Raw genomic sequence first — 13,646 nt, 5'->3', positions numbered from 1 at the left:
CTGGTTACACCTGGGCCAGCGTCTGGCGACGCACTGGTCCACCGGTCAGAGTGGGCGCCTGACGTGCTTGATGACGAGCCGCCCACTTAGCCTGAGCTTCTACCTGCGGCAACGCGAAGGATTTCACCGCGTGGGTCTCGTGATCGTCACGCTTGAGGCCCTTCAGCGCCGCCCGGACTTCGCCACGGACGCCGTGCGGAATCTGGTGCACTGGGGCCACACTGGCGCACTGCCCCAGTGCGGCGCGGATCAGCCAACGCCGCTCCTGGCCACCTGGGGGCCGGACGCCGTGAAGACCACCGCCCGCCTGCTCCTGTTGCCTGAAACGACAGCCTATTGATAACGGCACAGGTTCGCCTTGCTCCCGTCCAGACCCGCCGGCGATCAAGCTCACCCAGACACCTGAAGTTTGACGGCAACCGATACAAAGCTACGCCGTTATCAATAAGCGCAGGGTCCGCCGGGACCAGAGGGGCCCGGCACTCAAACGCCAGGCCACCAGGGATGTTGCGCCGCACGGTTGAGGCCGACGCGATCACGCTCACACGGCAGTGGCGGCTGGACCAATCGGTCTGGCTGCCGGGCGTTCCGGTACCAGCAGAGGTTCTGGGGGGCTCAGCAGGGGGCGGGGATCAGGAAGTGGGCCAGGCGGGCGTTGAAGGCCTGCGGGTCGGTGAAGTGCGGCACGTGCCCAACGCCCGGCACGAAGGCGAGTTCCGCGTCCGGCAGGTGGCGCGCGAGGTACGCCCCGACCGTCACGGGCACGGCGCTGTCCGCCCGGGTCTGCGTGACCAGCACCGGGTGCCGCGCGCGGGGCAGCAGGGGGCGGCAGTCGGCTTCGAAGAGGGCGCGCGCCACCACGCCCGCCACCTCCGGCCGGACCCCCTGCACCCGTTCGGCGACCTCCTGCAGGACCAGGGACACCGGTTGGTTCAGCAGCAGCCCCGTCAGGGCCGTCTGCCAGCCCTGCTGCCGGTCCACCAGGGCGTAGAAGCCGTCCACGTCCGCGCGCTCGAAACCGCCGTGGTACGGGCCGTCGTTCAGGTAGCGGGGCGAAGCGCCGATGAACACCAGGCGCTCAAAGCGCTCAGGCCGGTGGAGCGAGGCCAGCAGGCCGGTCATGGCGCTCATGGACGCGCCGAGCAGGGTGATGTGGCGCAGGTCCAGTTCGTCGATGAGGCACACCAGGTCCGCGGCGTAGCCGTCGAGGGTGGCGTATCGTGCTGCGTTCCACAGCTCAGGATCCGACTGACCGAAGCCCGCGAGGTCGTACGTCACGACCTGGTGCGTGGCCTGAAAGGCGTCGACCTGATGACGGAAGATGCCCTGGTGGGAGCAGAAGCCGTGCGCGCACAGCAGGGTCCGCGGCCCGGCCCCGGTCACCGTGACGTGGGCGCGTTCGCCGAAGCTACGGTGAGTGACGGTCATGGTTGTGCGCCTGCTGGGCCTCACCAAATACAGGCAGCTGCAAGAAGGCGTCGACGACGCGGGCGTCGAGCAGGACGCCGGCCTCGCGGCGCAGCTGGGCGGCGGCGTCCTGGTGGGTCCAGGCTGTCTTGTAGGGCCGCTCGCTGGTCAGGGCGTCGTAGACGTCCACCACGGCAAAGACGCGGGCGGCGAGGGGAATGTCGGTGCCGGCGAGGCCGCGGGGGTAGCCGCTGCCGTTCCAGCGTTCCTGGTGGTACAGGACGACTTCGAGGGTGCCTGGCGGGAGGGAGGGGATGTGGTGCAGCATTTCGTAGCCGATACTCGGGTGGCGTTTGATGACGGCCCATTCATGGGGATCGAGCTGGCCGGGTTTGAGGAGGATGGCGTCGGGGATGGCGACCTTGCCGGTGTCGTGCAGGAAGGCCCCCCAGCGCAGGGCGTCGAGGTCGTGGCCGGTAAAGCCGAGGGCCTGACCGAGCTGCTCGGTGAGGGTGACGACGCGGTCGGTGTGCCCTTTGGTTTCGTAGTCCCGGTACTCCAGTGCCAGCCCCAATGCCCGCAGCGTCTCCTCCCGCGACTGCCTGAGCTCGTCGAAGTGAACGCTGCGTTCTACCGCCCGGCTGGCCTGTTCACTCACGCCGAGCAGCAGCCGGCGGGTGTCATCGTCAAGGTCGACCGCCTCGTTGGTGCCGAACGCCATGAACCCGCGCAGCGCGCCGCGTGCCACCACCGGCAGCACCGCCAGCGAGGTCCACACCGGGCGGGGCAGCGGTTCCGGGGGCGTGAAGACCGCCTGCGAAGGACCTGCGAAAAACGCGGTGTGATGGCGCAGGGCCCGGCCCACCTCACCGTTGCGGTGGAGCCGTTCCATCGGGAGTGTCCAGGGCAGCATGGCGTCGGTGGCCTGCCCGGCCCGCAGGGGTTCGATCAGGGTGTCGCCGCCCACCGGAAAGTAGAACCCGAACGCGTACGGCGTGAGGTCCAGGCAGCGTTCCAAGGCTGTCTGCATATGCTGCTCCGCACCGTCCTGGGCGGCAAAATCTGCGGTGAGATCCACCAGGTGCTGAAAGCGGCGCAGCTGCCGCCGCAGGGCCTCCTCGGCGTTGACCCGTGAGGTCACGTCCCGGGTGGCTGCGTGCACCTCGGTCAGGTGGCCTGCCGCGTCGGTGACGGTCCGTGTAACGGTCTCCACCCACACGTATGTGCCGTCCTGACGCCGGATCCGGTACACCGGCAGCTCGGTGCGGGCCGCCCAGGCTGCCTGAACGGCCGGCAGGTCGTCCGGGTGAATCAACACCTTCACCCCGTCCGCCGTGAGCTCCTCCGGAGCGTAGCCGAGCATGGTGCGGACCGCCGGCGACGCGTATAGGCACCGGCCTTCCGGGCTGAGAATGTGAATGAGCATGTCGGAGTGTTCTTCAAACAGCTGCAGCCGCCGCTCACTGGCCCGGCGCGCCTCCTCGGCCGCCATGCGGGCCGTGACGTCACGCGTGTTCAGGACGACGCCGTTCAGGTCCGGATCGCCGGTGGCGTCGGTGCCTGTGGATTCCAGCCACACCCAGTGACCGGCCTGGTGCTGGCAGCGGTACGTCACGAGCCTCGGTTGACGGGAGCGCACCGTCTCGTGGAACGCGTGCATGACCCGCGCGCGGTCCTCCGGGTGAATGCTGTCAAAGACGTTCACGCCCCGCCGCTCCTCCGGCGTGAAGCCCAGAATGCGCTGGATCTGAGGACTGACGTACTGCAGGTGTCCACTCGGCGTCACGACGGACACCAGGTCCCCGCTGTACTCCGTCAGCTTCCGGAAGCGCCGCTCCTGCTGCTCAAGGCGGGCGTGCAGTTCCCCGCGCTCCAGTGCCAGGGCGCACTGGGCCGCGACGCTGCGCAGGTGCTGGCGGTCCGCTTCGCTCAGGGGGCGGTCCTCGGCAAAGGCGAGCGTGATGGCCCCGGTGATCCGGCCGTGGATCCGCAGGGTGAGCACCGCCGTGGCGCCGGTGGTCGGGGACCGGACGTGCTGCAGATGAGGGTACAGGGTGGACCAGTCCTCGCCCGTCATGAACAGGTCCTGCCCTTGCCTGAGCGCGTCCGCGGCCGGAACCGGCGCGTCGGCCGGGAAGCGCCGCCAGGGCCGCTCGATGCGCTCAGGAAAGCCGGCGCTGCCCAGGACAGTGACGTGCTGGCCGCCGGGTTCCAGCAGCACGACGCCACCGGCGTCGGCGCCCATGGCCTCGAGGCCCTGCAGCAGAATGACCTGCACGACTTCATCCGTGGTGGTGGTGCTGGCCAGCGCTGTGCTCAGACCCGCCCACGCGCGGGCCCGCTGCTCCGCCTGCACCTGCCCCGTGACGTCCCGGACCTGCATCAGGAGACCGCGGACCTGCGGGTCGTTCAGGAGGTTGATGGCCGTGCCCGCCAGCCAGCGCCAGCGGCCACTGGCATGGCGCGCGCGGTACGGCAGCAGGGCGGTGGTCACGCCGGGTGGACTGCGCAGCACCTGGGCGGTCACCCGGGCGCGGTCGTCCGGGTGCACCTGGTCCAGGGCGAACGGGCACCCCTCAGCAGTGCAGGTCGGCGGACAACCAGCGTGCCGCTGGGCGGACGGGCTGAGGTACCGCACCCGGCCGTCACTGCCCAGAAGGATGAGAAGATCGGCACTGTGCTCGACAAGCGCTTGGAAGTGCACACTGGTCAGCAAGGCACCAATAGAAAATGTGGTCGCTGAACGTTCCATCACGCAGGTCTCCAGAGCTGGCCTATAGAACAGCCCTTCCCTGAGCGTAAGGGGGGCTGAACACAGCAACCTTACAGGGGCTTCACTTAACGCTCAGCCGACAGTCGCCACCCGGAGCGGCCACTGGCCCTGCGCGGCTGCCAGAGCAGGAGGGCCACCCCAGCAGCGGAGGGGAGAGGCGCCGGTGCGTGAACCCGAGGCGCTGTGGTGGGGTGCAGACGGGCCCAGAGCGCTGTACCTTCCCGCGGTACCCGTCGTCGGGACGCGTGAAGGTCCCGAGGAGGCCGCCTCCTCAACGCGCGTCTGATCATCGTGCCGGCGCGTGCTGTTCCGGCGTGAACAAGCGAAGGCGATCAGGCGGAAGTCGCGCAGCCAAGCCCAGAGCCCTCCAGCGGATGATGGAGAGCGCTTGAACCATCGGCCGCGGGCCGCGTCCGTTGAGTCGCACTGGTTGGTCACCCCCGCAGGTGATCCCGGCCGGCACTCCTGAACGGGCGTCGCTGTCGTCCTCAGCGGTGCAGTCGCCCGCCCGGCGACCTCACACGGGGGTTTCCGCCGCCAGGTCCTGGCGGCTGACAAGGTTGCCTTATTATTGTCCTGGCCTGGGAAAACCCATCAGGGGTTCCCTCGGCACGCCTGACCACAGGGTGAACCCGGTGACGTGCCTGTTCATCCAGCAAGACAGACGGCCGTGTCGCGGGCAGGCCGGACGGGAGCCTTGCCCCGGCGGGGACGCCCGCGTTCGGCCCCCCATGCCTCCTCCGCTCATCCCTCTGCAGAACAAGTGCCCAGGGAACTACACCTGAATGTCGGTCAGGCGCTGGGACGCCTGAGCGAAGCGTTCGTACCGGAGCGGGGTCACGTCAATGAACGGCGTTTCCCCCAGGGCTTCTTGCGCCGTCACGCGGGCGATGGCCGCGGCGTGCATGACGCCGTGTCCGGAGAACCCGCAGGCATTCAGCCAGCCCTCGACCCCTGGCATGCGGCCCACGACGGCCTGCTGGTCCGGCGTGACCTCGTAGTACCCCCACCAGCTGGCCCGGCGGTCCAGCGCCGCGCTGTCCAGCCACGGAAAGCGGGTCAAGGCGGCGTCCAGGGTGGGTTCCAGCCAGTCCCAGCTGATGCCTTCGCGCCACCCGACGTCCGCCGGGTCCGCGCGCCCCAGGATGATCCGCTCGCCCTCGGAACGCAGCCACACCCCGCTGTCCAGGTCAAAGATCATCGGCAGCGGCCGGGAGAGGTGCAGCGGCCCGGTGGTGTACACCATGCGCCGCGCGGGCTGAACCGGGACCTCCAGACCGGCCAGTGCGCCCACCTCGCCCGCCCAGGCGCCGCTGGCATTGACCACCAGGGGCGCCTCCACGGCGCCCGCGGATGTGCTGAGCTGCCAGACCCCGCCGACGCGCCGCAGGCCCGTCACGGTGGTGTTCAGCAGAAAGCGTGTGCCGGCTTCCCGGGCGCGCTTCACGTACGCCATCGTCAGCCCGTGGGCGTCCACATGACCGTCTGTGCCGCAGAAGGTGCAGCCCCCCAGCCCGTCCGGCAGGAATTCGGCATACCGCTGGGCGCCGGCGGGCGTCAGTCGCTCGGTCGGCACGCCCAGCCGGTGCTGAAGCTCGACCCCCCGCTGGTGGGCGGGCCACTGGGCCTGCGGCACCAGCATCAGGTAGCCGCCCGGGTGGTAGCCCGATTCGGGCATGGCAGCGTATTCCTCGATGCTGTGCTTCGAGAGCAGAATGTTCGTTTCCGTGGCAAACTGCGCGCGGACCCCCGCGGCACTTTTGCCGGTGGAGCCGCTGGCCGGGCTGTTCTGCTCGAGGACCACGACCCTGAGGCCCCGCTCGGCCAGCCGCCAGGCGCAGGCGGCGCCGATGATGCCCGCCCCAATGACGGCCACGTCCCAGCCTGCGCCTGCGGTCATGCGAGGTCGGCCTCAATCACCGGGAAGCCGTCCACCGGGAAGGTGTCCACGTTCGCCGAGCGCTGCTGCACCAGCACGCCGCCATCAACCGAGATGAACTGCCCAGTGACATACGCCGCGTCATCCGACGCCAGGAACAGCGCCGCTCCGGTCATGTCCTGCGCCACCCCGTACCGGCCGAGCGGCACGGTCTTCTCGCGCACGCGGAGCTGCTCCTCGGTCAGGCCGTAGGTGTTGATGAACCCCGGCACGACCCCGTTGACCCGGATGCCGTACGGCGCGAGGTCCAGCGCCATGGCCCGCGTCATGGCCTCGATGCCGCCCTTGGTCGCGTCGTAGGCCACGTTGCCCCGGTGGGCCCGGGTCGCTCCGCCCGACGAGGTGCTGATGATGACGCCCTGGCGCCGGCGGGCCATGATCCGGGCCGCCCGGTGCGAGCACAGGAACACACTTTTGAGGTTGACTTCAATAATGCGGTCCCACCACGCTTCGTCCGCCTCCAGGAAGTGCCGGGTGGTGTCGATCAGCCCGGCGTTGTTGTACAGCACGTCCACGTACCCGAAGGCGGTCTCAATCTTCGTGAACATGGCGTCGACCTGCGCAGCGTCAGACACATCGGCGGAGGCGGCCAGGGCGCGGCCCCCGGCGGCGGTGATGCCGTCAACCACCGCCTGCACGGCGTCTTCTTTCAGGTCATTGACCGCCACCTGCGCGCCTTCACGCGCGAAGCGCTCCGCCACGGCGCGGCCGATGCCCCCGGCGGCGCCGGTGACCAGCACCACGCGGCCCTGAAATCGGTTGGAAACGTCGTTTGTCATAGCTTCTCCTTGGGTTTCATACCGGCATGAACCAGCGTTGCGGCCAGCTGTCCGGCCGCCCAGACACGTGGGGACGAAAGTGGACGCGTTGATTGGGCCGCAACTGGGCGGCCAGCGGCAGGTCGTCTGGATGGATCACGGCCGGCTTGTGGTATCCGCCGATGCGGCCCCGGTCGTTGAGCAGCATGATGGCCTGCCCGGCCGGCGTCACCTGCACGGCGCCGTGAGGTGTGGCTTCACTGACCACCTGCCCCCCTGGGACGGCAGGCCCCTCGAGCCGGATGCCCATCCGGTCTCCTTCACGGACGCGGAACGGGGCGCGGCCCAGCGCGACGAGCGCTTCATAGGTGGCCTGAGGACCCGGGAGGAGTCGTAAGGTGACCTCGGCCGGGAGCTGGGGTAATGGGGCGGTGGCGCCAGGCGCGCGCACCGGGGCTCGGCCCAGGCCCAGCACGTCGCCTGCCCTCAAGGGACGGCCCACCCGGCCGGTGCGGTCGACACTGCTGCTGCCCAGGAAGGGCCGCGTGTCCAGGCCCCCGGCCACCGCCAGGTAGCAGCGGGCGCCTTCCCCGGTCGGTGTGAAGCGCAGGGTGTCGCCCGCCCGCACCACGAATGGGGCCTGTGCGGGAACGGGCCGGCCCGCCACCTGCCCGGTCATCCCGTAGCCCACGGCGGCCAGCACGACGTCCTGCAAGGCCGTGAGGGTGGGCCCCAGCAGCGTGAGCTCAAGCAGCGGTGTGCCCGGGGGGTTCCCGGCGACGTGGTTGGCCAGGGCCGCCGCCCGCTCATCCAGTGGACCGCTGCGGGCCATGCCGTGGTGCGCCTGAAGAAAGCGGCCCTCATCGACGAGCAGGTCCAGCAGGCCGGCCTTCTCGACCCGCAGGGCCGGGCGCGCCGGCACGTCGGGCCACAGGGGGCGAATGCCCGGCAATTCCGGCGCGTCTCCGGTGGCTTCGGCAAACCGGACCGTGTCTCCGGGCGAGAGGAGAAAGGGCGCGGTCCGGTTCGGGTCGTAGATGGTGGTCAGAGCCGTGCCGAGCAGATGCCACCCACCCGGTGAGGGCAGGACGTACACGCAGCTCTGCGCATTGGCGACCGCGACCGCATTGAAGGGTACCTTCAGGCGCGGCGTATCGCGCCGGGGAAGGCGCAGGGCCCCGGGCACCTCCCCCAGGAACGGGAACCCGGGCGTGAACCCGACGGCGTACACGTGGTAGTCCGGTCCCGTGTGCAGGCGAATCACCTCGCGTTCACTCATCCCGGTCCGTGAGGCGACGTCCGCGAGGTCCTCACCGTCGTACCGGACCGGGATCGTCACGGGGGGCCGGGCCTCGGGCATGGCGCCCCGCGCCGCCGGCAGGTGCTTTCTCACCCACTCGCTGACGGTGGCCCGGTCCGTCTGAACGGCGTCGTATTCCACGTACAGGTTGACGTAGCCCGGGTACAGGTCGGTGACCCCGGGCAGAAGGTCCCCGCGCAGGGCCCGGTGCAGGGCGTGCAGGCAGAGGTTGTCCGCGCGGTTCAGCTCAGTGCCGAACGCGACGTAAAAGCCTTCGAGCCGCCGCACAGGTCAGCCGATCGTGAACGGGTCGCGGGTGGCGCCGCTCAGTTCCACCCACACCGTCTTCGTGTCGAGGTAGTCGTGGACCGCTTCCAGGGAGTTCTCCCGGCCGATGCCGCTGTGCTTGAAGCCGCCGAAGGGCGCGTTGTAACTCACCGCGCGGTAGGCGTTGACCCAGACAGTGCCGGCTTTGATCGCGTGGGCGGCGCGGTGGGCGAGCTGGACATCCCGGGTCCAGACGCCTGCCGCCAGGCCGTAGCGCGAGTCGTTCGCCAGGCGAATGGCCTGGGCCTCGTCCCGGAACGGCAGCACCGACAGCACGGGGCCGAAGATTTCCTCCGCGGCCAGACCCATGCGGCTGTGCACATTCGTAAAGATTGTCGGTTCGACGAAAAAGCCCGCGTCCAGGTCGCTGCCCGAGGCGCGCCTGCCGCCGGTCACCAGCGTGGCGCCTTCCTGCACGCCGGCCTCACAGCGGCGCAGGATGCCTTCCAGATGGGCCTGGAAGGCGACGGGGCCCATCTCCGTCTCCGGATCGAGCGGGTCGCCCAGTTTGATGGTCCGGGCCCGCTTCGCCACACGCGACACCAGCTCATCTTGCACCGACTCGTGAACCAGCAACCGGGAACCGGCGATGCAGGTCTGCCCGCCCGCCGCGAAGATCCCGGCGATCACGCCGTTGGCCGCCGCGTCCAGGTCGGCGTCCCCGAACACAATGTTGGGGCTCTTTCCCCCCAGTTCCAGGCTGACTTTTGCCAGGTGCCCCATGGCGGCCTGACCCACTTTGATGCCGACTTCGGTACTGCCGGTAAACGCCACCTTGTCCACGCCCGGATGGGCCACCAGGGCCGCGCCGACCGCCGCACCTCCTGTCACCACGTTGAAGACGCCGGGCGGAAAGCCCGCTTCCTCCACCCGCCGGGCAAACTCCAGCGCCGACACGGGGGTCTGGTCCGCGGGTTTGACGACCACGGTGCAGCCGGCCGCGAGCAGCGGGGCGAGTTTCCAGGTAAGCAGCAGCAGGGGGGAGTTCCACGGCACGATGGCCGCCACCACCCCGACCGGTTCGCGGCGGGTGTAGATGAAGTAGTTGGGTTTGTCGCTGGGAATGGTTTCGCCGTGCAGCTTGTCGGCCGCCCCCGCGTAGTACTCGTACCATTCCGGCAGAACGCGGCACTGGCCGCGCATTTCCCGCAGCAGTTTGCCGTTGTCGCGCGTCTCGATCTCCCCGAGCAGGTCCGCGTCGCGTTCCAGAATCTGAGCGAGCCGGTGAATCAGCTTCGAGCGCTGCCGCCCCGTCAGGCGGCCCCAGGGGCCGCTGATCAGAGCGCTGCGGGCGGCGCGCACGGCCGCGTCCACGTCCTCTGGCCCGGCCTCCGGGACGTGCGCCCAGGCCCGGCCGGTGTACGGGTTGACGGTCTCGGTCAAGGCGCCAGACCGGGCCGCGACAAACTGGCCGCCGATGTACAGCAGGTACTCGGGCAGAGTCACTGGGTCTCCTTCATGCTGGGCCTGGAAGTGACGCTCGGCACGTGCCCTCGCCGGTAGACCAGAACGGTCCGTTTGAACTCCAGGACGACCGTGCCGTGCTGGTTATACCCGGAGGTCTTGAACGTCAGGACCCCCTGGTGAGGCCGTGAGCGCGATTCCCGCAGGGACAGCACTTCGCTCCGGGCATACACCGTGTCCCCCTCGAACAGCGGATGGGGGAGACGCACCTCATCCCAGCCGAGGTTGACCGCGTTCTGCGACATGTCCGACACCGACAATCCCGTTACGAGCGCGATGGTGAACGCACTGTTCACCAGGGGCCGCCCGAACTCCGTGTGTGCGGCGTAATGCGCGTCGAAGTGAATGGGATTGGTGTTGTTCGTCAGGAGGGTAAACCAGATGTTGTCGTTCTGGGTCACGGTGCGGCCCAGGGGATGCTCGATCACCTGACCGGGGGCAAAATCCTCGAAGCAGCGACCGGTGGTGGGGGTCGTCATGGCGTTCTCCTTTCCTGACCGTCAGGGTGCGGACTGGCCGGCATGCTGCCGGCGTTCGCGTCAGTCCCCGCGCAGCTTTCGGTGGGGCAATTCAGCCGGGCCGGACTCATGGGGCGCGCTCCAGTTCGGCCAGGACCTCGGCGGTGTGCTCCCCCAGGGCGGGCACCCGGCCCATCCGTGGGGAAACGCTCCCGATGTTGTGAGGCGGCAGCAGAGCCGGAATGGTGCCGGCCGGGGTCTGCACCTGTGTCCAGCGCTGACGGTCCTGCAACTGGGGGTGGTCCACCACCTCCTGCACGCTGTTGACGCGGGCGCTGGCAATACCGGCCTGGTCCAGGCGGGCGCTCACCTCACCCCGCGTCAGGGAAGCAAAGGCCGCTTCGATGATGGTCTCGAGGGCCGAGCGCCAGGCGAGCCGCTGGGCATTGGTGACGAAGCGTTCGTCACTGGCCAGATCCGGCTGCTCCAGCACGTCAGCGCAGAACTTCACCCACTCGCGCTCGTTCTGGACGGCAAACATCACCTGCCCGTCGGCGCAGCGGTAGGCGCCGTAGGGGACGATCATGTTGTGCCGCAACCCCGCCCGGCCCGGCGCGCGCCCCTGCCCGATCAGGCTGTATATGGGCGGCGTCATCCATTCGGTGAGGGCCTCGAACATCGAGATCTCGATGCGGTCGCCCAGGCCCGTCTGGCCGCGTTTGAGCAGGGCCGCGAGGATGCTGGAATGGGCGTACAGCCCGCTGGCGATGTCCGCCACAGAGATGCCCACCTTGGCAGGCTCGTCGGCGCTGCCGGTCACTGAAATGACGCCCGCTTCCGCCTGGATCAGCATGTCGTACGCCTTTTTCTGAGCGTAGGAACCGGACAGGCCATAGCCGGAGATGGAGACCCAGATCAGGCGTGGGAAGCGCCCGCGAACGTCCTCCCATCGAAAACCCAGGCGCTCGACCGCTCCGGGCAGCAGGTTGTGCACGAACACATCCGCGCCGGCCAGCAAGCCCTCCAGGGCGGCCACCCCCTGCGGGCTCTTCAGATCCAGCACCACACTGCGCTTGCCGCGGTTGAGCCAGGCAAAGTAGGCGGAGACCCCGTCCAGGGCGCCGTCGTAGCCGCGCGCCAGGTCCCCTTCGCCCGGACGCTCCACCTTGATGACGTCGGCCCCCAGGTCCGCCAGCTGGCGCGAGCAGAACGGCCCGGCGACCGCCTGTTCCAGGGCGATCACCCGCAGTCCCTCCAGGGGCAGCATCTAGTACGACCTCGGCATACCCAGGACCTTCTCGCCGACAAACGACAGGATCAGGTTGGTGCTGATCGGCGCGACCTGATACAGCCGCGTTTCACGGAACTTGCGTTCCACGTCGTACTCGGCGGCAAATCCGAAGCCACCGTGGGTCTGCAGGCAGGCATTCGCCGCTTCCCAGGAGGCGTCGGCCGCCAGCAGTTTGGCCATGTTGGCCTCGGCGCCGCAGGGTTGACCGGCGTCGAACAGCGCCGCTGCTTCGTAGCGCATCAGGTCGGCGGCGCGCACGTTCACGTAGGCGCGGGCTATCGGAAACTGCACGCCCTGGTTCTGCCCGATCGGCCGGTCGAATACCACCCGCTCGCCGGCGTAGCGGCTGGACCTTTCGGTAAACCAGTATCCGTCGCCGACGCACTCGGCGGCGATCAGGATCCGCTCGGCGTTCATGCCGTCAAGCACGTACCGGAAGCCCTGCCCTTCCTGGCCGACCAGACTGCTGGCCGGAATCTCCAGGTCGTCGAAGAACACCTCGTTCGTTTCGTGACCCACCATGTTCTGGATGGGCCGCACGGTCATTCGGCTGCGGTCGATGGTGCGCAGATCCACCAGGAACGTGGAAAGCCCGTCTGTTTTCTTGCGGACCTCCGCCAGGGGCGTGGTCCGGGCCAGGAGTAGCAGCAGGTCGGAATGCTGAAGGCGGGAGGTCCACACCTTCTGCCCATTGATCACGTACGTGTCGCCCCGGCGCACGGCGGTCGTCTTGAGGCGGGTGGTGTCGGAGCCGGTGGTGGGCTCGGTTACTCCGAAGGACTGAAGGCGCAGTTCCCCGCTGGCGATGCGCGGCAGGTAGTGCGCTTTCTGCTCGTCAGACCCGTGGCGCAGCAGGGTCCCCATGATGTACATCTGCGCGTGGCAGGCGCCGGAGTTCGCGCCGGAGCGGTTAATCTCCTCGAGAATCACGCTCGCCTCGGTCAGGCCCAGTCCCGCGCCGCCGTACGCCTCGGGAATAAGTGCGGCGAGCCAGCCGGCCTGGGTCAGGGCGGCCACGAACGCCTCGGGGTACCCGGCACGCTCAGCCTCCAGCCAGTACTGGGTGTCGAAGCGGGCGCACAGGTCACGCACCGGTTCGCGAAGCTCGGGATAGGTCATGGCAGGGCGGGGCTGGGTCACGAGGGCACCTCGGAGGAAGACAGGTGGGGCGCGGCGAAGGTGCGAATCTCGATGCCTTCGGCCTCCAGGGCGGCTCGGACGGCGCGGGCGATCTCGACGGCGTGGGGGTTGTCGCCGTGGATACACAGGGTGTCCATCTCGAACTCGAAAAAACCGCCATCCAGGGCCTCCACGTGGCCTTCTTTCACCATGGTCACGGCGCGGCGGGCAGCTTCCTGCGGGTCGTGGATGCTGGACCCCGGCATGGACCGCGGCGCGAGGCGGCCGTCACGCAGGTAGGCCCGCTCCGGAAAAGTTTCCAGCACGACCGGCACCCCCAGGCGGCGCGCTTCGGTCTCCAGCAGGGTGGCGGGCAGGACCACCAGGGGCAGCGCGGGGTGGACGTCCCGCACAGCCTGAGCGATGGCGTGGGCTGTCGGGGCGTGCGTCCAGGCGCGGGTGGACAGGGCGCCGTGCGCCTTGACGTGCCGCAGGGGCACCCCCACAGACGCCGCCATGCCGGCCAGGGCGGCCACTTGGTACAGCACGTCCGCGTACACCTCGTCGGGCGCCGCTTCCAGGAGGCGCCGCCCGAAGCCCACCCGGTCGGGGAAGCCCGGGTGAGCCCCCACGCCCACGCCGAAGCGCTGGGCCAGCTTGAGGGTGGCGTGCATGGTGAGGGGATCCCCGGCGTGAAAGCCGCAAGCGACGTTGGCGGAGGACAGAAAGGGAAACAGCGCTTCATCGTGCCCGAGCGTCCAGGCTCCGAAGCTTTCTCCCACGTCGGCGTTCAGGTCAACGAACATAACA

General features: G+C 69.1%; 11 protein-coding genes. 1 reads left to right on the top strand and 10 read right to left on the bottom strand.

Features of this window, described 5'->3' with window-relative positions; genetic code table 11:
* The first annotated feature begins 70 nt into the window (after positions 1-70).
* Entirely contained in the window at positions 71-340 is a 270-nt protein-coding gene (locus LAJ19_RS17270) for a hypothetical protein (protein WP_225523729.1), read from the top strand.
* A 275-nt stretch (positions 341-615) separates the two neighbouring features.
* Here LAJ19_RS17270 and LAJ19_RS17265 read toward each other — a convergent pair whose 3' ends face one another.
* From LAJ19_RS17265 to LAJ19_RS17220, 10 genes are all read right to left on the bottom strand, one after another.
* Positions 616-1,428, bottom strand: coding sequence for an alpha/beta fold hydrolase (locus tag LAJ19_RS17265; RefSeq protein WP_225523728.1), 813 nt, complete (start codon positions 1,426-1,428; stop codon positions 616-618).
* Entirely contained in the window at positions 1,409-4,123 is a 2,715-nt protein-coding gene (locus LAJ19_RS17260) for a PAS domain S-box protein (RefSeq protein ID WP_225523727.1), read from the bottom strand. Before LAJ19_RS17260 ends, LAJ19_RS17265 begins: the two co-directional genes overlap by 20 nt.
* A gap of 832 nt (positions 4,124-4,955) precedes the next feature.
* A complete protein-coding gene (locus LAJ19_RS17255) occupies positions 4,956-6,080 on the bottom strand; it encodes an NAD(P)/FAD-dependent oxidoreductase (protein ID WP_225523726.1) in 1,125 nt (374 codons plus the stop codon).
* The gene (locus tag LAJ19_RS17250; protein ID WP_225523725.1) at positions 6,077-6,898 is read right to left on the bottom strand and encodes an SDR family NAD(P)-dependent oxidoreductase; all 822 of its coding nucleotides are present in this window, start codon (positions 6,896-6,898) and stop codon (positions 6,077-6,079) included. The genes LAJ19_RS17255 and LAJ19_RS17250 overlap by 4 nt, the downstream gene beginning before the upstream one ends.
* Positions 6,899-6,914: 16 nt before the next feature.
* Entirely contained in the window at positions 6,915-8,465 is a 1,551-nt protein-coding gene (locus tag LAJ19_RS17245; protein ID WP_225523724.1) for a 5-oxoprolinase subunit B/C family protein, read from the bottom strand.
* 3 nt (positions 8,466-8,468) lie between these two features.
* The gene (locus tag LAJ19_RS17240) at positions 8,469-9,950 is read right to left on the bottom strand and encodes an aldehyde dehydrogenase (RefSeq protein WP_225523723.1); all 1,482 of its coding nucleotides are present in this window, start codon (positions 9,948-9,950) and stop codon (positions 8,469-8,471) included.
* Positions 9,947-10,447 carry a MaoC family dehydratase gene (locus tag LAJ19_RS17235; RefSeq protein WP_225523722.1) on the bottom strand — a complete coding sequence of 167 codons (501 nt, stop codon included), beginning with the start codon at positions 10,445-10,447 and terminating at the stop codon, positions 9,947-9,949. Before LAJ19_RS17235 ends, LAJ19_RS17240 begins: the two co-directional genes overlap by 4 nt.
* 106 nt (positions 10,448-10,553) lie before the next feature.
* The gene (locus LAJ19_RS17230; protein WP_225523721.1) at positions 10,554-11,693 is read right to left on the bottom strand and encodes a CaiB/BaiF CoA transferase family protein; all 1,140 of its coding nucleotides are present in this window, start codon (positions 11,691-11,693) and stop codon (positions 10,554-10,556) included.
* On the bottom strand, positions 11,694-12,836 hold the full coding sequence (locus tag LAJ19_RS17225) for an acyl-CoA dehydrogenase family protein (protein ID WP_225524010.1): 1,143 nt from the start codon (positions 12,834-12,836) through the stop codon (positions 11,694-11,696). It abuts the gene before it with no gap.
* A gap of 17 nt (positions 12,837-12,853) precedes the next feature.
* Positions 12,854-13,642, bottom strand: a complete 789-nt coding sequence (locus LAJ19_RS17220) for a LamB/YcsF family protein (RefSeq protein ID WP_225523720.1) — start codon at positions 13,640-13,642, stop codon at positions 12,854-12,856.
* Between the last annotated feature and the right edge of the window lie 4 nt (positions 13,643-13,646).

It is taken from the genome of Deinococcus taeanensis, assembly GCF_020229735.1.
GTDB lineage: Bacteria > Deinococcota > Deinococci > Deinococcales > Deinococcaceae > Deinococcus > Deinococcus taeanensis.
Note: the sequence above shows the minus strand (reverse complement) of the source record. Positions and strands in the feature narration are given on the sequence as shown.